We start from the raw sequence: 20,376 nt of genomic DNA on the forward strand, positions 1-20,376 counted from the left end.
CCACACCTGGGTTGATTCCTAGGAAGAGACACTGAACATGCTTCCAGAGCATGTTTAATCCTGTCTTGCCTTACTGTTTACTGGGGAAGGGGCCTATCCTGTACACACATTTATGCCGCTAACCCGCGAATCTCGGGCAGCGCATGGGTAGGTTATGCTTACCTTATGAACTCTTCTTCCCGCCGCGCCCGAGCAATGGCCGCAACGGCGTTGTCCGTCCTCCTCCTCACTACCGCCTGCTCTCCAGGCACCGACAACGACAAGAATGAGGGCACAGGCAAAAAGGATGTCGCCACAGGTGGCAAGGCCTTTGCCACCGCGGATGAGGAGACTGCGAAGCTGGGCAGCGATGCCGACCCCGGAGCCTTCCCGCGTTCGATCGAACATGCCAACGGCACAACCGATATTGCTGAGAAGCCCCAGCGGGTCGTCGTCTTGGATACCGGAGAACTCGACGATGTCCTCTCCCTGGGCATCACACCTGTCGGTATGGTCACGACCGAGGGAGCAAACCCCGTCCCGTCCTATCTGGCCGACCGTGTCAAAGGCGTCGACACGGTGGGAACGATCAACGAACTCGATCTGGAGGCGATTGCCGCGCTCGAACCGGACCTGATCCTCGGCAGTCAGCTGCGCGCCGATCAGCTCTATGACGAACTCGATTCCATCGCACCCACGGTGTTCTCGATTCGCCCGGGCTTCCCTTGGAAAGAGAACTTCATGCTCGTCGGGGAGGCTCTGGGAATGGAGACGGAAGCGACCGACGTGCTCAACGGCTACGCCACGGCCACCGACGAACTCGATGATGGAGTCGAAGGCAACCCGACGATCTCACTGGTGCGTTTCATGCCGCAGCGCCTGCGACTCTACGGCAATAAATCGCTCATCGGAGTCATCCTCGACGACGCAGGACTTGCTCGCCCGAAAGCACAGGACGTCGAAGAGCTCGCAGTCGAGATCTCCCCAGAGAACCTCGATCAGGCCGGTGGCGACTATGTCTTCTACACCAGCTACGGCGACCCTGATGCCACCGGTGAGACTGCGGCGCTTTCCGGCAGCCAGTGGAAGAGTCTCTCGGCCGTAGAGGACGATAGGGCCTTCCGCGTCGACGACGATGTGTGGTTCCTCGGGTTGGGCCCCATCGGAGCCGGCCAGATCGTCGATGACCTCGAAGGCCACTTCGCGAACTGAACACTTCACGGCAGATCGGCCGCTCCCCCGCGCTCAGGCCCGAATACCGCCGTTGAACAGATGACTCAGGCCTCTGGGATCCGATCGGATCCCAGAGGCCTGAGTCTCATTCAGTGTCGACCTTGCCCGGCGTCAGTTGCCTCCGCTTTCATCAGCCGGAGCACTGGCTGGAGCAGACGCCCCATCCTTCGAACCATCCTCGGCGAGTGAAGGATCGGCTGCCACCGCATCTTCAATCGCATTCTTCAGACGGTCCTGGGCCTTACCGTACTCCTCGAAGTCACCCTCCTTGAGGGCTGCATCGGAATCCTCCATTGCCTTCTTGGCTTCCTGCAGCGCCTCATTGAGGTTCTGGTCATCCTTCGGCGCCGCGGCGGAGTCGCCTCCGCTGCTTGACCCACCGGACTCACCTGCAGCACCGCTGTCCTCGGTGCCTGCGTCACCGGCCTTGGCGCCGGAATCGCCGCCGAAGACCTGGTCGAGAGCCTCGTCAAGGGTCGGAGCGAATCCGATGTCCTCACCGAAGGCCACCAGCACGTGCTGAAGCAGCGGGTAGGACGTATCGCCGGCGGACCGGACGTAGACGGGCTGGACGTAGAGCAGACCGCCGCCGACAGGCAGAGTCAGCAGGTTGCCGTTCTGAACCTCAGACTCACCCTGACGCAGCAGGTTGAGGCTGCGCTGCACATCGGGAGCAGTGTTGAAGTTGTTCTGCGCCTGCCCGGGGCCGGGCACCGTCGTGTTACGCGGAAGCTGCAGAAGCCTCAGCTTTCCGTAGCCGTCTGCCACCTCGCCCTTGGAACTGCCGGCGTCAGCATCAGCTGAGAGGAACCCGGTCAGGTTGTTCCGGGCCTGTCCTTCAGAAGACCGTGCCGGAATATAGGAACTTGTCAGGGAGAAGGACGGATTCTTCTGCCCCGGCATCTGCAGGGTCATGTAGAAGGGAGGCTGAGTAAGGCCGCTGTTGGCCTGTTTCGTCGGATCCGTCGGCAGGGTCCAGAAGTCCTGGCCGGTGTAGAACTCACTGGCTGTGGTCACGTGGTACTTCGTGAGCAGATCACGCTGCACCTTGAACAGGTCTTCGGGATACCGTACGTGGCTCATCAGGTCGCCCGACATCTCGGAGGACGGTTTGATGAGGTCTGGGAAGATCTTCATCCACGTTTTGAGGACGGGGTCTTCCTTGTCCCACTGGAACATGTCGACCGAGCCGTCATAGGCGTCGACCGTGATCTTGACCGAGTTCCGGATGTAGTTGACCTCTTCATCCGGAAGTGTGGCCACGGCGTTCGGCGCGGTCGCCGTCACCGAATCCTCGGTAGCCTCCCGCAGAGGCTGAGGGGTCGAATACGGGTAGTCCTTCGCCGTCGTGTAACCGTCGAGGATCCACTTGATCTTGCCGTCGACGACAGCGGGATAGGGGTCGCCGTCGATCTTGAGGAACGGTGCCAGCTTCTGCACGCGCTCACGTGGGTGGCGCTCGTAGAGGATCTGAGAATTCTCGTTGACAGCGTCAGAGAGCAGGATCTGCTCATCCTGATACTTGAGTGCATAGGCCAGTCGGTTGAAGAGGCCTCCCACAGATGGACCGCCGTCGCCGGTGAACGTGTTGTTCACCTGGCCCGAACCGCTGTCCTCATCGGAGGGGTAGTCGAGCTCTCGAGGAGTCGCGTCCTTCGCACCGCCGACGATCGAGTAGTCCGGTGAACTCTCGCCGAAGTACACACGCGGCTCGTATTCGGGGAACTCTCCCTTAGGCGGGATGTCGGATTCCATGAACAGCGGCTCACCATCAGGACTGCGCTGGTTGCCGTTGGCGGCAACGACACCGAACCCGTGAGTGTAGACGATCGCGCGGTTGTACCAGCTTTGGTTGTTCACCGAGTCCGGAGCCAGTTCGCGCACCGCGATCACGGTATCGCGCATATCGCCGTCGATGTTATAGCGATCGACGTCGAGCTGCTCAGGGAAGGAGTAGTAGGGCCTGACCTGCTGCGCCTGGCGGAATGTATCCGAAACCAGGTTCGGATCCAACAGACGAATCGACGCAGCAGTCTCGGCGTCCGCACGCAATGCGCCCTTCTCACCGGTCGTGCTCGGTTCATAGGGGGTCACGTCGATGTCTTCGAAGTCGAAGCCGTCACGAGTCGCATCGATGTTGTGCTGAATGTATTCCGACTCCAGGCTCTGCTGGGACGGGCTGACCTGGAACTGCTGAACCAGCGCGGGGTAGGCGATGATCGAGATGCCGCCGAGGACGATGAGCGTGGCAGTCGCAATGAGCGAGATACGCCAGTTGCCCTTCCACGCCGTGTAGACGAACAGGAACGCTACGAGCACCGCTGCGATTGCGACGATGGCCATGGCTGGCAGTGCCGCCCTGTCGTCGGTGTAGGTCACACCCGGAACGATGCCGGTGGTGCCCGTCAGCCGCTCATAGCGGGCAAGCCACAGTCGACCTGCCTGCACCAGGATCAGAGCCGCAACTGTGATTCCCAACTGCCACTGGGCTGTCTTCGTGAGGATGACGCCCTTCTGCTCGCCTGGCCGAATGCCGCCGAAGAGATAGTGCCCGACGAGAGCAGCGATGAGAGAGAGCAGGATCGCCATCCCCACCTGGTCGCCGATGAGCCGCAGGCCCGGCAGGACGAAGACGAAGAAGGATTTGTCCATCCCGAACTGGGCATCCTTCGAGCCGAAGGACGTGGAATTCATCCACTGCAGGACAGTGTTCCAATGCGCCGAGGCGGTGATTCCGCTGAGCACACCGACCACCGCTGGGATCGCGAATGTCGCAACCTTGCGCAGGGGTTCGATCGCTTCACGGTACCGGTCGAGGTTCTCCTGTCGCGGAGTCGTCGGAGCGTATACCGGGCGGCTGCGGAAGGCCAGATGCAGGCTCAGCCACACGGGAACGGCCATGACGATGAACCCAGCCAAGAAGGTCAGGCCACGAGTGAACCACATAGTGCGGAACACCTGCGAGGCGTCGATCTGCTTGAACCACAGGACTTCGGTGTACACCTGTGTGAACGCGATGAAGGCGACGAGCAGAATCGCCACCGACACGAGAGTGAGCAACAGGGGCGAACGTCTGGGCCGGTTCGTCGGCATTCGTGCGGAGGTGGGTGAGGACGGAGAGCTCACTACTGCCCTTTCTCGTTGTTGTCGGCGCCGCCGGCTGAACACTTCTTGAGGTTCGAGGTGTCTCCGGCTGCGTACTGCTCCACGGCGTTCTGCGCGTCATCGAGCGTGTCGATGCGTGCCACCGTGATTTTGGACTGATCGGCAGCTTCGATGACCTCTGCACAGTTGTCTGCGGGCGAGAGGAAGAGCTTGGCTCCCTTCGCCGTCGAGGCTGCTACCTTCTGTCGGGCACCACCGATGGGCCCCACATTTCCTGCAGGATCGATCTCCCCGGTTCCTGCCACGTGCTTTCCACCGGTCATGGCACCGGGGGTGAGTTCGTCGACGATCGCCAATGCGAACATGGTGCCGGCGGAGGGACCGCCTATGCCTTCGACGTTGAATGCCACGTCGACGGGGAATTCGAAGTCCTGCTTCATGCTGATGCCGATGGCTTTGCGCCCATCGATCGTTGCCGGCTTCAACGCGACATCGACTTCCTTGTCGCCGCGTTCGACGACGAGGTCCACGGAATCGGAGGACTGGACCGTCTCGCTCATGATCTGCGCTGCTGCCGGATCGGAGTCCAGCTTCTTCCCATTGACGGAGATGATGCGATCATCTTTGCGCAGCTCCGCCTCGGCGGGCGAATCGGGAACCACGTCGCCGACGAGGAGATGAACCTTGTACGGCTTGTCGAGCTGTTCCATCGCTGCGGCCACGGCCACATCCTGGCTGGAAGACATCTCCACTGCGTTCGAAGCGGTCACGTCCTCACGCGTCGTGTCCAGAGGATAGTAGGCCTCGGTGGGGATGACGGTCTCCTTGCCGTGGAGCAGAGCGCCCAGTGCCTGAGAAGCGTAGGTGTCACGCCCCGGACCGCCGCTCACGGCCACGGTGAGCATGTCGATACGGCCATCGGTCGGGTAGGTTTTGGCGCCGGAGACATCGATCATGGGCTTACCCTGATAGTCACCGAGAGTGTTGAACACGGGTCCGGGCAGCTGCAACATGTATGGAACTGGCAGTAGAACTGCAAGAGCGATGAGGATATATGTCATGACCCCTGAAGTCGTGGTCAGACGTGGAGCGCGTCGTCGAGTTTCGCCACGCATCGGTGCTGCGGGCACCGGCACGGCCCGAGGGGCATTATCTGTCATGTGTTCCTTTCGCTGCACCGCCCCACCAGTCTAGTTGAAACCTGACCGTGAGTTTCACAGACTCCTTTCGCCTGGTGCGAACATCCTCCGAAACCTCCCGGAATTGGGAAGCTTCCCACATCCGGAACCGTTAACGTAGAAGACAAACCGATTCTTGGGGGCATTGAGAAAATGAGCGACGACAACAACAACGAGCAGAATCCGTTCGAACAGATCTTCGGAATGCTCTTCGGAGCGAATGGTCCCGGCTCCGGTCAGGGCGAGGACAAGTACGGCAATGCAGGTCCGCAGGGCTTTCAGATCGACCCGGCGATGATGTCAACCATCATGAACCAGATGCAGGGTCTCTTCGGGCAGGGTGCCGATCCCCAGGCCCAGGCAACATCGATCGCTCAGAAGTCGGTTCCGAGTCCTGATCCCGCTGTGGGAGACGAAGCGGTGAAAGCCACGACTGATGCCTTCCGTCTGGCTGAGCTGTGGCTGGCCGAAGCGACCGAGTTCTCCGTGTCCAATCGCACGGCCCGCACTGTCACCCGCGCGGAGTGGGTCAGCGAGACGATGCCCGGATGGCAGAAGTTCGTGCTCCCGATCAAGGCGAACATGTCCTCTGCCCTGACAGAGACCCTCGAGACTCAGGTTCCAGCGGAGATGAAGGGCATCCTCGCCGGTGCCTCGTCGATGTTCGGTTCGATGAGTGACTCGATGTTCGCGATGCAGATCGGACAGGCCGTGGGCGCATTGTCGGAGAGCGTTCTCACCGGCACCGAGGTGGGTCTGCCACTTCTGCCTCATGACACAGCGGTCCTCGTGGAGACCAATGTGGAGAAGTTCGCCTCGGAGATCGATGTCGATGCGTCTGAGGTTCGCATCTTCCTCGCAGCCCAAGAGCTTGCGCATCTTGCGCTGTTCGAGCGCGCCCCATGGTTGAGCGCCCAGGTCGAGACTGCACTGACTCGCTATGCACAGGGCCTGAAGGTCGATACTTCTCAGATCGAGGACATGGCGACTCAGATCGACCCGTCCAACATCTCCGACCTCAGTGACAACATCCGTCAGGGGCTGTTCAACCCTCCGACCACTGAAGATCAGAAGAAGGCACTGACGAATCTGGAGAACCTCCTTGCCGTCATCGCAGGATGGGTCGACGTGGTCGTCTATTCCGCATGTGCGCATCTCCCAGGACGCGATCAGATCCGGGAGGCGCTGCGCCGCCGCCGGGCTACTGCAGGTCCGGCCGAGAAGACGTTCTCGACCCTGGTGGGCCTGGAGTTCAACCCCCGGCGTCTGCGCGATGCTGCCGCACTCTTCGGGTATCTCGAAACTCAGGGCGGCACCGAGGCCAGAGACAAGGTGTTCTCACACCCCGACCTTCTGCCGACGACACAGGATCTCGATGATCCCTTGGGCTACTCGGAGCGTCGTCACGCCGAATGGACCAGCGAATCGACACTCGACGAGGCGCTGAGCCGCATTCTCGACGAGGGAATCGAAGGAACTGAGACCTCCGAATCCAACTCCGACTCGGGCTCCGATTCCAAGTCGGAATCCGGCTCGGAATCCGATGGCGATGAGGGCACAGATGACAGTGATGGTACCGGCGGCCGCGGCGAGAGCTGAATGATTCGTCTCGATACCGCCCGCGCCGAGGTTGGAGCTGCGCCGACTGCAACCGGCTTCACGCGCGACTTCGACCACTTGTTCTCCACTGTCGGCGATGCCGCGCTGCGGCGCGATGCAGGTGGTGAGCATGTCACGGCCAGTTGTCTGGTCATCGATCCCGACACCGAGTCCGTGCTCCTCAACCACCACCGCAAGGCTGATCTTTGGTGCCAATTCGGCGGGCATCTCGAGCCCGAGGATGACAGCCTGTGCTCCGCCGCGCACAGAGAAGCCACGGAGGAAAGCGGACTGAGCAACCTGTCTTGGTTCTCCCCCACCCCGATCGACCTTCATGTCCATGACCTGTCGGCTTCGTTCGGTGCGTGCGAACGCCACTTCGATGTGGTCTTCGCAGCATTCGCCTCCGTGAACCAGGCCCCTACGGTCTCGGCGGAGTCCTTGGCGGTGAAATGGTTCCCGCTGACTTCTCTGCCGGCATCGCTAATGCCTGATCTCGTGGTCCGTCTGCCGAAGCTCTACCGGGCAGCTGTGGAGTCGCGGCAGGTCAGCGACATCAACCGCGGCTGAACTGCTCCCCCGCGCTGAAGCCTTCAAGATAGTGCTTCGCGTCTGCCTGTCTCGGATGTCTGTCGGCCAGTTCATGAAAGGCCTTGGAATGCGGTCCGATCTGCAGGTGAGCGAGCTCATGGACGATGACCGTCTCCAAGACCCAACGAGGCACCGCCTGCAGGCGGTGGGAGACCCGAATATCACCTGACGAGGTCGTTGTGGATGCCCAGCGGCTGATGTTCTGATTCGTCACCCATCTGATCGACTGGGGACGCAGGCGGCCATCGAAGTAGCGTCGGCTCATCTCCTCTGCCAATCCGACGAGGTCCTCCGCCGATGAATGGTCCCTGGCCGCCAGCCGATTGAACAGATTGGTCAACGACCTGATGTTGTGCTCCACGCTGTATCTCACCGGCGTGCTGAGCACATACGTCCCCAATTCCTTTGAGACCGAGATGGTCTTCTTCCGACGTGCCGAACGGCGCACTTCGATCTCCCCACGGGCGATCGCCCGCAGTACGTCCTCTTCGGTCCATCGCTGTTGAGTCACCACACACCCATCATAGGAAATTCGACGCCGGCAGATTCACCGGCCTCTTCTTGTGAGTTTGCTGAGTATCGATATTTCACCTTAATCAACAGGCTGTCCACAGGACGGATTGTGCGTTGCTAGCAGGGGAAGCGGAAGTGACCTACGCTTTCACTCTCCTCTGTGGCCATCGTGCAATCATTCAAGGCACCTTTTCTCCACAACTCATGTCGACATATCCACAGGTTATCCACACGCTGTTGACTTGCCTGTGGAAGAACCGACATTGACGGGGAGGCAAATGAAGAATAGGTTCTATGATTGACCCCGGAAAACCCGGAGATGCGTGCGGAAGGGGAAGCTGCACGAGTCTCCGCGAGCGCCTGGGGCTCAAAGCGGTTGAGGGCACGTCGGAATGCATATTCCGGTCTGCCCTCAACTGTTTTCCACAGGCTTTTCCACAGAATCACCTCGACTCTGGCGCACGCCTTCGACCTTCACTACTGTGGAAGTCTGAGGCAGCCGATGCGAGGTGGAGACATGTTCCGGATTTTTCCCAGTGTGCCGATCACATGGCGGTCGTCGGCGTGTGTCCAGTTCGGTGTCGATGACCCTGTCCTCATCGATGGCCTTCTGCCGGCAGATGTCGCTCTCATCGAGGAATTGCGAATGGGAGTCGGTTCGGCGCAGTACTACTCTCGTGCACAGGATCTCGGTGCTGATCTGGGTCGCGCGAGCTCCCTGATAACGTTGCTCGACGAGGCGGGCGTCATGGTTCCCGATGATTCCGATGCCGCAATGGTGACGAAGAGCTCATCTCTGCTGGCTACCGCGCAGATATTCGCCCTCTCACCCGATCGTGTGTCGAGGCTCCTCAGTGGTTCACCAGTCGTGGTCATGGGTCCGCTGAGAGCCATCACCGAACAGTATCTGTCGGCCTCCGGCTTCGCCATAGCGCCACACCATCACGTCGACGACCTTGATCTCCTGACCTCACCGCTGGTGATCACGACCTCCTACCTCGTCCCGGATCTCCACACGGCCGCCTGGCTCACGGATCGCGAGGTCCCCCACTGCCAGGTTGTGATCGGAGAATATTCTCTCGAGGTCACCGGTCTCATCCGTCCCGGCGCAACGCCTTGCGTCATGTGTGACTGCCTGCGACAGAAGGATGCCGATGACTCCTGGCTGAACCAGTACTCCCACATCCGGGCTCTCCCGGATCGAGACAACCTCAGCGACCCTCTGTCACGGGCGCTCGGCGGACTCAACGCCGTGCAGATCCTCCGGCGTTCTCTGCTGTGCCCAGACGCTGACCCGGTGTGCAGGAGGGTCTCACTGGCCACAGGGATCGGAACCGAGGAACCGCTGTCGTTCCACCCGCGGTGCCAATGCCGCGTCCCCGTTCCACACTTCGATCTAGTCGACGAGCAGGCTCAGTAACCCTGAACCATAGAGTTCGAGCTTGGTGGCACCTACGCCGGGAATCCGCGCCAATGACGCCATGTCCTGAGGCTTGATTTCTGCGATCGCCGAAATGGAGGTGTCGGTGAGAACAAGATAGGGGGGAAGCCCCTGTTCCAAACCGACACGGGCCCGCCACCGTCGCAGACGGTCAAGGAGTTCGAGGTCGAGGTCGGCAGGACAGTTCGCACACCGCGACAGCGCTCGATCGACTTGGGACACAAGCACCTTGCCGCACGATCGGCAGCGGTTCATCGCCACCGATGTCGCCGTCCGACGACCCTGCCCCACGGTCTGCTCGACACGGCCGAGTTCGCTGAGGAATCGCGACGGTTTGCGTGGCCGTTGCTTGGAGTCGTGGCGCGACAGCGACCAACTCATACTCAGGTCTGTACCTGCACGAGTCAGCGCCACATAGAACAGGCGCCGCTCCTCAGCGATCGCTCGAGGCGTCTGTGCGTAGCTGATCGGCAACAGTCCCTCGCTGAGTCCGACAAGGTGCACGCTGTCCCATTCGAGACCCTTAGCCGAGTGGAACGAGGCCAAGGTGACACCTTCGATATCGGGAGCGAACTGGTGCTCGGCCCGATCGCTGAGATCAGCCAGAAACGTCTCCAACGGCACTGGCAGTTCAGACCCTGCCTGGAGCGTCTCCGCCAAGTCGACCAAAGCCTTCAGAGACTCCCACTTCTGCCGGCTGGCCCCGGCGGCGGGCGGCTTGGTCGAATATCCCAGGGAGATGAGAACTTCGGCGACGACTTCCGGCAGGGGCCGACCGCTCGAGGTGGCACGGGCCGCCTTGAGCATGAGAATCGCTTCTTTGACTTCCTTGCGAGCGAAATACCTCTCTCCACCCCGCAGCACATAGGGAATCCCAGCTGTGGCCAGGGCTTGCTCGTAGGCGGGACTCTGACCATTCGTGCGAAACAGCACAGCGATGCTTCGCGGCCGCCGTCCGGCATTGATCTCGGCGGAGATGGCCTTGATGACACCCGCAGCTTCGGCATCGTCGGTCGGATACTCAGTCATTGCCGGCTGTCGGCCGTCTGGGTTGTCGGTACGCAACGTCAACGCAGTCCGGGAGGTGTGCCGAAGCAGGTTGTTCGCCGTGGACACAATCGCCTTCGACGAACGATAGTTGCGCACCAGTTGGATCGTCGTCGACGTCGGCAGCGAGGAATCGAGCGTTCCCAACAGTGAGGAGTCCGCACCGGCAAACGAATAGATCGTCTGGGCTGGGTCGCCGACGACACACAGATTGTCGCGTGGCCCCAACCAGCGTGAGAGCACATCGTATTGGAGCGGAGACACGTCTTGGAACTCGTCGACGACGAAGTGGCGGTATTGTTCGCGAATGTCCGCTGCGATTGCTGGATACTCCGCCAGCACCCCGTTGAGGACGAGCAGCACGTCTTCGAAATCCATGAGTCGGCCACGTGTCTTCGCTTCGCTGTAGGCCTCGAAGATGCGCACCATATCTTCGACACTCAGTTGGCCGGGCAGATCGCGGCCGGCTGCCTGAGTCGCGTAGTCGTCGACTCCGAGTAGAGACGCGGCAGCGAACTCCAGTTCAGAGGCCACGTCCCGATTCAGCTCCCGACTGGTCTCGATTCCCATTCCCTGCAGCACCGAGCCGAGGATTCCGGCCTTGTTGTCGATGATCCGGGGGAAATCGCCCGTTGCGAATCGATCCCAGAAAAAGCGCAGCTGGCGAAGTGCCGCGGAGTGAAAAGTCCGGGCCTGGACCGCGGGAACTCCGAGGTCGCGCAGACGTGACCGCATCTCACCCGCGGCCTTGGCCGTAAAGGTCAGGGCCAGCACGTGGTTGGGAGGAAACACCTCGGTGGCGATGCCGTAGGCGATGCGGTGGGTCATCGCACGAGTCTTGCCTGTCCCTGCTCCGGCGAGGACGATCACCGGGCTGGAGAAATGTGTGGCGACCTCTCTCTGCTCCTCGTCGAGAGCATTGAGCAGTGCTGCAGCCTGAGCGTTCAAATGTTGTCCAGCCAGCTGTAGAGGAGCTGTCCGGCGATCGATACGAGTCCGGGAGCACGGACCTTGCCGTGCTCGATGGCCGCACGCAGCTCGTCTCGAGTGAACCAGGTCAAGGTAGCGATCTCCGCTTCGTCGGCGGCGAATTCGAGGCTTGGCGCCTCTGCTGAGAAGCCGAGCATGAGCGAGCAGGGGAAGGGCCAAGGCTGGGATCCGAGATACCTCGGGTTCTCAACTTCGACGTGGGCCTCTTCATAGACCTCACGGATCACTGCGCGTTCCAGGGTCTCACCAGGTTCCACGAACCCAGCCAGCAGGGAGTAACGGTCTGCTTCCCAGGCTGCGTTGTTGCCCAACAGCACTCTTTCGATTCCCTCATCGTCAGTGTTGATGATGAGGACGATGACGGCAGGATCCGTACGCGGGAAGTGTTCGCTTCCGTTGTCTGGGTCTGTTCTGACCCACCCGCCGAGCGTGGGATGTGTCGCTCGTCCGGTGCGGGGCGAGAATTGGTGAGCCCGATGCCAATTGCCCAGTCCCACGATCTCGCACGCCAGGGAGACTTGAACGTCGTCGAGGGATTCAGCCAGCTGACGCAGGGGCAGCCATACGGGTTCGGAACTGTCGATGCCTTCCCCTGGGGCGGTCAGCAGATCGGTGGCATCGCGTGCACGCGATGTCGACAGAGCGGTGTCCAGCTCGCTGCGGCCTGCGTCATCGAGAGAGACCCCGATGTATCGGTTGCCGTCGGCATCGCGGCCCAGGTAGATCTCGGTCTGCTTCCCCGGAACCATTCCCGGCTCAGTGCTGAAGAGTCCCCCCGCCGCCACGAGGAGCGAACCACGATGTTCGAAGACGGGACTGGCTCCGCTGGCCCATAGTTCACGCAGGTCACCGTCCTGACCCCGTGAGAGATGGTCACGATCGATTCCATGGCGAGCCAGACTCATCGGCTTCACGGGTGGCAGTGGCTTCATGCCTTCCACGATAACGCAGGGCACTGACGTGGGAAGCGCGGGTGCTGACACGCTCAACAGCCGAATCCTCGGTCTTCGGCCATGTCAGACGGTAGATTGGGGAGGGTGAATACCAAGGCGCTCAAGTTGGCAGCTGTCGCGGCAACGATGCTCGATGACTATTCCCCGACGGAATGGGTTCCCCTGCCGTCGTTGGGACTGGGAATCAGAGTTCTCGTCGACGACGGTCAGCAGCAGTTGGTGGCGACGGCACAGACGGGTCTCGACCGTTCCGCCGACACCGGATCTGCTGCTGAAGCTGGTCGGATCTACGACTCGATGTATCCGCATGCCGGGTTCACCTGGCCCCATCTGCGCGCCATCACCGAGGTTGAGGCCGATTACTTCGGCACGTCTGCACCGACGACAGTCACCCTCATCGAGCCTCTGCCCGGTGCCCCCGTAGGCGATCAGGCCATCGCCGACACTGCACGGGCGAGTTCCTTGGCGCAGGCTCTTGCCACGCTGCATTCGGCGGCGCCCGAATCGATCTCCGAGGCGGGATTCCCTGTCGAAGACCCATCGCGTTTCCAATTTCAGATCTTGGAGCGACTCGATCAGGCGGCAGCCACCGGACGAGTGCCTGCGGGCCTGCTCCAACACTGGGAAGAGGAATTCGAGAAGGTCTCGCTTTGGCGCTTCCTCGCCACTCCCATTCACGGTGCAATCGATGAGACGAGCGTCTTCACCGATCAGGAGCGTGTGCTCGCGCTGTCTGGAATCGAGCGCCTGCGAGTCTCCGATCCAGCCATTGATCTGGCCGCAGCCTCAGCGCTCATCGATCCGGCCGCAGTCCCGACCTTCTTCAGTGAGTACACCAATTCACGGCCCCGTGCCGACGAACACGTGATCACACGCGCCGAGTTGCTGGCAGAGTTTGCTGTCCTCGACTGGCTGCTTGAAGCGGTGGACTCTGGTGACGAAGAGGCGATCCAAGACGCTGGCGAGCTGCTGTCCTCGTTCAACGACGTTCTGTTCTCCCACGACGCGGCGGAACCGGAAGCGGTCGAAGACAGTCCCCCATCGACCCCAGACACAGAGCTGACCTCGGAAGCAGAGGACGTCGTCGATGAGGGAACAGCACCGGACGAATCCGGCTCGGCAGACGACACTCATCGCCCCTGACTTTGTCAGCTGATCTGATCAGATGACCTGGTCAGACCCTACGGCTGAGAAGCCGGTTCGTCACCCGGTCATCCCTTTCCAGCACTTCACGCGCGATCGTTGGCCTCTAACCATGCAATGATCTCGGTTTCCTCCGGCAGGTGGGTGAATCTCACTATGTCGTCGCTGCCGACGAAGTAGAACGTTCCGGTCACCTCGGTGATTTCGGGATGCACCCGCTGAATGGCGAAACGGTACAGAGCCAGCTGCCACTTCATCACCTCAAGAGTCTTCTCCTCGGGCAGTTTCGAAGTCTTCCAGTCAACGACTTCTGCATGATCGCCGGTGATGAAGACCGCGTCGATCTTGCCCGGGACCCTGAACCTCCCAAGGACGAGTTCGAACGACATTTCGATGTGGTCGGCATGCCTGCTCGCGAACTCAGAGCCGATGAACGTCTGCTGCAGGCGTTCAATGGTCGCTGTGTCGATGGGCCGGACCTGCTGCTCGTCCTCGATGTCGATGCTCGCCTGGCCGAAGTGCTGCTCGACCCAGGAGTGAAAAGTGGTGCCGATCTCTGCGGCTCGGCTCGGCGGACTGGGCACGGGCCGCAGCGTCTGCTTCATGAAGTCGTTCGGATCGCGACGCCACGACACGAGTGCGGTGGCTGAGAGCCGATCCGGGACTGCTCCGGTGCCCTCACGTTCCGGACGGCTGCTGATTCGCAGGGCTTGACGCGCATACTGCCCCACAGGGGTGGGCTTCTGGGCGAGTTCACTGAGTCCTGTCGGTGCGGCACGACTGACCCATTCGGCGGCACGTCGGGCGGTCGAGACGAGGGCTGTGCGGGGAACGGGCCAGACGCTCGTCTCCACACGATCCTCAGCTGATTCGTCAGCCGGCTCCGGCATGTCGACATCCAGGTTCAGTTCCTCGATCGCTTCCATCAGGAACGGGGATGGTTCGTCGGGGTTGGCTCGCGCGCCCATCAGCTCTGCCCCCAGCCACAGATGGTGTTTGGCGCGGGTGAACGCCACGTACGCGAGGCGTCGCTCCTCTTCCTCATGTGCATCGGCGATAGCGGGTTTGATGAACTCGTTGACCCATTCGTCAAGAGCCTTCTTCGTGTCGAAGTCGGCGGTGCGCAGATCGTAGTCGACGAGATGGGCGCGGTCACCGCGCAGCGGATAGGGCAGAGCCGTCCTCTCCATCCACCCTTCTGGGTCGCGCGGTGAGGTCGGGAAGTCCTTGACCACCAACGATGGAACCGCCACCGCTTCGAATTCGAGGCCCTTGGACGCGTGGACGGTCATGATGTCGATGGCCTCGGCCGCAGAGTTCGGCTCGGCCACGCTGAGTGCGTCCTTCTCTTCCATCAGGCTCAGCCATTCGAGGAAGCCGGGCACCGATGGCTGGTCATCAGCCGCCGAATACTGGCTCGCAGCAGAGAGGAACGAATCGATGGCCGAACGATGGAGGTTGCGCAGCGAATCGCTCAGCCCCCAGATATCGGTGTCGACTCCTGTCTCGGTCATCGCGGTACGGATGATCGAGGCGATGGTGCCCGAACCTGACCGCACGTGCCGCAGAGCCTGAGCCAACCTGACGAGACGCTTCAGAGCAAGCTCGCTCAGCCCCGAGTTGCGGAAGTTGCTCACCATCGCCCGCGCACCGGGGAACTTCGCTGAGCCCGACAGTGCTTCGAAGAGATCGACGAGCTCATCGAGGCCCTCGACGATCGTCGCCTGGTCGATGTTCTCCGGAACAACTCCGGAATTCTCGGGATCCTCGCCCAGGAATTCGGTGACTCGCGAATCGTTCTGTCGTCTGGTGAACGATTGCAGCGCTGCGATATCGGTGGCGCCAAGACCCAGCAGTCGACCGCTGATCAAGCGCATGAGACTGTCCCCGGCCATCGGATCGACCGCTGCGGTGAGCACGGCCCGCAGGTCGGCGACGAACGGATCGCTGAGGAGGCCGGAGGAACCATGCACATGCACGGCGTAGCCGGCAGTCTCCAGAGCTGCGGCCACCGGCGCGAAATGTGCCCGTTTGCGGCACAGAACCGCCGTCGACGACCCGTCGGGAAGACTGGCGACCCATTCGGTCAATGAACGCAGTCCCACGGTGAGGAAATCGGGGTCATGTGCACCAGAGCTGATGTCGATGGCCACGTCTCCCTCGCCGGCGCCGGTGCGCGCGGACAGAGGTGTCTCCCGGCTGCCCGCCAATCCGTTCGCGGTGCGGTTGGCGACGGTGAGGATTCTGTGGTCGTTGCGCCAACTTGTGCTCAGAGTCAGTGACTCGACGTCGTGGAAGTCCGAGGAGAAGCGGATCATGTTGTCCGCACTCGCCCCGCGCCAGCCGTAGATGGCCTGTCGCGGGTCGCCCACGGCCGTCACCGCTGTTGAGTGGAACAGGTCGCGCAGAAGCTTCAGCTGTGCAACAGAGGTGTCCTGGAACTCGTCGAGGAGAACGATCTTCCACCGGTGCTGTTCAGCTCGGCGCGCGGCGGGCACCTCGTCGAGGATGCGTTGGGCGAACCTGACCTGGTCTGAGAAATCCATAGCCAGGTTGCGTCGCTTCGCGGCCATGTACTCGTCGGCGAGCTTCGCCGTCTTGATCTTCGCCTCGAGCTTCGCCCGTCGGCCGCTGGGGTCGACGGGTTTGCCTTTGCTCGACACCAGCGCCTGCAGGCACTGGTCGAGGTAGTCCGTGACCTCGTCGACATTGCGCCCGTGATCGTTCATTGCGGCCGCCAGCGCGATGATATCGGCAATCATCGTCTCCCGCGCCTTGTCACCGGGAATGTCCTCTGTGCTCGCTGCGTCGATGATTCCACCGGCGATCGTGTGAGCCGCGGCCTCATCGAGCAGCACGGTCTCAGGTTCGATGCCGATGCTCACACCGTGTTCGCTGACGATCGATGCCGCATATGAGTTATAGGTCGACACCGTAGGATTGTCGAGCCCGGGCAACGTCATCTCACTTCCGAGCCCCAGATTGTGACGCAGCCTGGCCAGCAGCACCCTGATCCTGCCGCCCAGCTCTCCCACGGCCTTGCGGGTGAAGGTGAGACCGAGGATCTCTTCAGGATCGACGAAGCCGTTGGCCACCAGCCATATGACCCGTTGGGAGATGACGGTCGTCTTGCCGGAGCCGGCTCCGGCCGTGACCTTCATCGACTGCTGCGGGTCGGCCTCGATGATGATCCTCTGTTCCTCACTCGGCGGAAAGGCCTGGGCAGGATCGGCAGCGGTGAGACGGGCGAGTTGCTCAGCGGAGAAGCGCATCAGGAATCTTCCAACATCTTGGGCCCGATCGCCGGGCAGGAGGTTCGGACAGGGCAGCTCATACATTTCTGGGGTTCGACTCGTGCCGGGAACTCCGCGGCACGCATCCGTCCGGATACGTCGTTGATGAGGTCTCTGGCCCAGCCTGGATCCTCATCGATCTCGAGAGCGGACTGCTCCCTCTTCTTCTGCTTGGTATATCGGAGGAAGACGAGTTCAGCACCGTAGGCCTTGGCATCGACCACTTGATCGTCGCCGATTGTGATCGAGCCGGAGTTGATCGCCTCCTGGTAGACCCCGAGCTGGGCATGGCGTGGCATCTCCTGGCCTGTAGGTGTGTTCTTGCCGGTTTTGAAGTCAACGATCCGGATACCCTCGGGCGTTCTCTCGATGCGGTCGAGGCGCCCTGTGACCTTCCATTCCTGCCCGTTCTCGTCGACGCCGGTGGCGTACACCTGGGCCTCGACTCCGATGGGTTCGCCCGGTGAGTCCTTGATGTACTCGCCGAGTCGGTCGGCCATCTTCATAGCCAGAACGTGCTCGCGGTCTCGTTCCCATTCGGCGTCGAAGTCCAGCGTCTTGAACTCTTCGTCGACGAATTCTCGGATCGCCGAGGCGGGCCCCTGTGGGTAATTCTCTGCAGCGGCATGGATGATCGTTCCCAGGCTCTGGGCCAGGGAACCGGGCCGGTCTCCGCCGTTGCGGGTGAGGAACCACCGCAGTGAGCAGTCGGTGAAGGATTCGACCTGTGACGGCGAGACCTTCACCAGGTCCTCAGCACCGTAGAGGGGCTGGGCGGAGGTGATGTCTTCGGTCTCACGCCAACGTTCGGGCGGATCGACCGTGGAGCTGGTGGCAGACAGCGCGGCCATCAGCTGTGCCCATTCCTCCACGTCCTCGGCTGCTGTCTCCTGCTCGGAATCTGCGGCGGCTCTCAGCAGCCGTGCCCGCGCGTGTGCGGCCATCTCGGCCAGCGACAGAGGCAGAAGCTCGTCTTCGTGTGTGATGGCGTATCCGTCGGCGTCCTGCGTGCCCTTCGCCGTTCCAGCGGCGAGAACATCGAAGAATGGGGAAGGATTGCTCTCCGCATCGGAGATCGCAGTGACGATGACGTGCTCTTCGGCACGGGTCAGAGCGGTGTAGAAGAGCTCTCCTTCTTCCCGCAGGTTCGTGCGTTTGGCATGGGAGTGGTAACCGGGGTCACTCGTGACGGTCTCCCCGGTCAGCAGAACGGCGCTGAGGTCGTCGAGGCCGAGGATGCCGCCGCGGATCTTCGGGTTCGGCCATACGCCTTCATTCACCTCGGCGATGATGACGAGCGGGACCCTCAGGTGGGCCAGGGACGACGGTGTTCCGACCTGCACAAGGTCGTCAGTGCCTGCCTGGGCGGCCAAGGAATCCTGGGCGATGTCCTGTTCGGCCACAATGCCTGCGAAGGACCGTGCGGTGAACCCGCCACGATCGGAGATCTTCTCTGCCAGAGTGAACAGTCGCAGCACGGAGTCCAGGTGCGCATTCGCCACCGACTCGGGATCTTTCAATGCGTCGGTCTGCCACTTGTCTGCGATGCCGGCGGCCTCCCAGATACCCCACAGAGCCTCGTGCGGATCAACCGAGCCCACCTCCGCCGCGGCATGGAGCATGCGCGAGATCGTGGCGAGTCCCGGAGGAGATGACTCGTCGATGTCGCTGCGCAGCGCCTGAGCCAGAGAATTCGAGCTCTTCGCTGCGGGGAACTGCTTCCGCACTACACGTTTGAAGCGTCTGATCTGCACCGGATCGAGGCGCACGTAGATGCTGCCGGCCAGGGACAGTGCCTGTGCGGCGATGGATTCGTCATCGTCGAAATCCGGGGTGCGGGCGAGCAGCTCGAGAAGCGGAGCCGTGGCGGGGTCGATGCTCAACGGTTGCATGATGTTCGCCGTTGCCACGCCCGAGGCGCTCAGCTCATTGGCGACGACGCGGGCAGTGGACGTGTTCCGGCACAGCACTGCCACGTCTGACCACGCGTGGCCGTCTTCGACGAAGTTCGTCACCCGACGGGCCAGGTATCGGTAGCTCGATGCTGCGCCCTCGAACACATGTGTATCCACCTTGTCCGGGCTGCTCGCGACCGGCTCAGGCTCGCCTTCCCCCTGCTGCGGCCCGGCGTCCACCGGTTCGATCCCATCGGCCGACTCGCCGGTGCGTGCGGCACCATCGGGGCGCGGCATGTGCTGCAGCCCCCACCTCGTGGTGATCCGGCGGCCGAAGTCATCACCGACGGCAACGAGCTCGTCAGCAGTATTCTTCACCTCCGGCAGAACCACGGTCGTAAACCGCTCGTCGGAGGCGCTGCGATCGATGATCGAGGCATCGGCTCCGTGGAAGCGACCTGTCACGGTCTCCGGGCTGCCGAACAGCGCCAGTGCGCTCCCGCGCTCGCGCAGCTGCTCCAGCAGTCCCCAGCTTGCGGCAGGGAAGTCCTGGACACCGTCGGCCAGGACAACGGTGGGCACCGCATCGGGGGCGAACGTCCACGCTCGACCCGCGGTCACCTCGGCGGGTTCATGCAGAATTTCGAACGCGGCCCGCGCAAGAACCGTCGCAGAGTCGGTGCCGCCGTAGCCGGGCATGCTCATAATGTCGAGGTATTCCTCGAGGACCTGTGCCACGGCCTCCCACCGAGGATCGCGATGGTGTTCAAGCACCCGGTCAAGAGCGCTGCGCCCGAAGTCGAACACGAACTCGGGAGTCTGTTCCGGTCCACCGCCGGCGCTCGGGGCCGGAATCCGTACGCCGAAGTCGAACTCCATCACCCGATTGAGGAAGTCACGGACCTCGGTCCGAAACGCGGAGGTCGACCGCACCTCTGCGGTGATCTCAGCTGGCCAGGCGGGCCCACGGCCATGACCGAGTTCGTGCCCGGCAAGGAGATCAGCGAGGAAAACGTCCTGATCGGCGCCCGAGATGAACTCGAGGTCATCACCGGTCTGGGTCGTATGAGCGGCACGTGCAATTCCGTAGGCGAACGATGAGATGCTGCGCGCAGGCGCGGATGCCAGCACCGCGTCCCTGGGTACCGCGAGACGGTTGCGCAGCACGTCGGCATGATCGCGGTTGGGGGTGAGGACCAGCACCGATGACGGGCTGACCGATGACATCAGCTGGGCGTAGACGGATTCGAGCATCGTCGTCTTGCCCGTACCGGGACGGCCCACGACCGTCACCGACTCCCCCGCGAGCAGCTTCGCGCCGATCCCCTCTGTCACTTCATCCATACTCGTATTCCATCATGAGGCACGGACATAGGGGCGAAGTGGCCATGATCGAGCGCGTTGCCAGGTCCTCCA

The 20,376-nt window shown here is 62.0% G+C and carries 12 protein-coding genes; 5 read left to right on the forward strand and 7 right to left on the reverse strand.

Going from position 1 to position 20,376, the window contains the following annotated elements:
* The first annotated feature begins 165 nt into the window (after positions 1-165).
* The gene (locus BAUR9175_RS08765) at positions 166-1,191 is read left to right on the forward strand and encodes an ABC transporter substrate-binding protein (protein WP_029417288.1); all 1,026 of its coding nucleotides are present in this window, start codon (positions 166-168) and stop codon (positions 1,189-1,191) included.
* A gap of 132 nt (positions 1,192-1,323) precedes the next feature.
* Here BAUR9175_RS08765 and BAUR9175_RS08770 read toward each other — a convergent pair whose 3' ends face one another.
* Together BAUR9175_RS08770 and BAUR9175_RS08775 are read right to left on the reverse strand one after the other, a co-directional pair.
* The gene (locus BAUR9175_RS08770; RefSeq protein ID WP_257944303.1) at positions 1,324-4,305 is read right to left on the reverse strand and encodes a UPF0182 family membrane protein; all 2,982 of its coding nucleotides are present in this window, start codon (positions 4,303-4,305) and stop codon (positions 1,324-1,326) included.
* 32 nt (positions 4,306-4,337) lie between these two features.
* Complete coding sequence (locus BAUR9175_RS08775) at positions 4,338-5,477, reverse strand: YlbL family protein (protein ID WP_009883919.1); 1,140 nt, start codon at positions 5,475-5,477, stop codon at positions 4,338-4,340.
* A 171-nt stretch (positions 5,478-5,648) separates the two neighbouring features.
* On the opposite strand from BAUR9175_RS08775, the gene BAUR9175_RS08780 reads away from it, so the two are divergent.
* Positions 5,649-7,094 carry a zinc-dependent metalloprotease gene (locus tag BAUR9175_RS08780; RefSeq protein ID WP_101583539.1) on the forward strand — a complete coding sequence of 482 codons (1,446 nt, stop codon included), beginning with the start codon at positions 5,649-5,651 and terminating at the stop codon, positions 7,092-7,094.
* Entirely contained in the window at positions 7,095-7,664 is a 570-nt protein-coding gene (locus BAUR9175_RS08785; RefSeq protein WP_009883921.1) for an NUDIX hydrolase, read from the forward strand.
* Here the strand turns inward: BAUR9175_RS08785 and BAUR9175_RS08790 are convergent.
* Positions 7,651-8,199: a M48 metallopeptidase family protein gene (locus BAUR9175_RS08790; RefSeq protein WP_009883922.1), complete on the reverse strand. Its 549-nt coding sequence runs from the start codon at positions 8,197-8,199 to the stop codon at positions 7,651-7,653. The two genes, BAUR9175_RS08785 and BAUR9175_RS08790, sit on opposite strands and share 14 nt — an antisense overlap.
* A 516-nt stretch (positions 8,200-8,715) precedes the next feature.
* Between BAUR9175_RS08790 and BAUR9175_RS08795 the strand changes: the two genes are divergently transcribed.
* Positions 8,716-9,618, forward strand: a complete 903-nt coding sequence (locus tag BAUR9175_RS08795) for a hypothetical protein (RefSeq protein WP_069600013.1) — start codon at positions 8,716-8,718, stop codon at positions 9,616-9,618.
* Here the strand turns inward: BAUR9175_RS08795 and BAUR9175_RS08800 are convergent.
* Positions 9,595-11,634 (reverse strand): UvrD-helicase domain-containing protein, encoded by a 2,040-nt coding sequence (locus BAUR9175_RS08800; protein WP_101583541.1) that lies wholly within the window; start codon positions 11,632-11,634, stop codon positions 9,595-9,597. The two genes, BAUR9175_RS08795 and BAUR9175_RS08800, sit on opposite strands and share 24 nt — an antisense overlap.
* Positions 11,631-12,608: an NAD(+) diphosphatase gene (gene nudC / locus BAUR9175_RS08805; protein ID WP_009881730.1), complete on the reverse strand. Its 978-nt coding sequence runs from the start codon at positions 12,606-12,608 to the stop codon at positions 11,631-11,633. Before nudC ends, BAUR9175_RS08800 begins: the two co-directional genes overlap by 4 nt.
* A gap of 105 nt (positions 12,609-12,713) precedes the next feature.
* Between nudC and BAUR9175_RS08810 the strand changes: the two genes are divergently transcribed.
* The gene (locus tag BAUR9175_RS08810) at positions 12,714-13,772 is read left to right on the forward strand and encodes a protein kinase family protein (RefSeq protein WP_009881729.1); all 1,059 of its coding nucleotides are present in this window, start codon (positions 12,714-12,716) and stop codon (positions 13,770-13,772) included.
* Between the two features lie 86 nt (positions 13,773-13,858).
* On the opposite strand, the gene BAUR9175_RS08815 is transcribed toward BAUR9175_RS08810, so the two are convergent.
* Entirely contained in the window at positions 13,859-17,044 is a 3,186-nt protein-coding gene (locus tag BAUR9175_RS08815) for an ATP-dependent helicase (protein ID WP_101583543.1), read from the reverse strand.
* Positions 17,044-20,304: a PD-(D/E)XK nuclease family protein gene (locus BAUR9175_RS08820; RefSeq protein ID WP_101583545.1), complete on the reverse strand. Its 3,261-nt coding sequence runs from the start codon at positions 20,302-20,304 to the stop codon at positions 17,044-17,046. The genes BAUR9175_RS08815 and BAUR9175_RS08820 overlap by 1 nt, the downstream gene beginning before the upstream one ends.
* Positions 20,305-20,376 lie beyond the last annotated feature (72 nt).

It is taken from the genome of Brevibacterium aurantiacum (assembly GCF_900169065.1).
In the GTDB taxonomy this organism is placed as follows: Bacteria; Actinomycetota; Actinomycetes; order Actinomycetales; family Brevibacteriaceae; genus Brevibacterium; species Brevibacterium aurantiacum.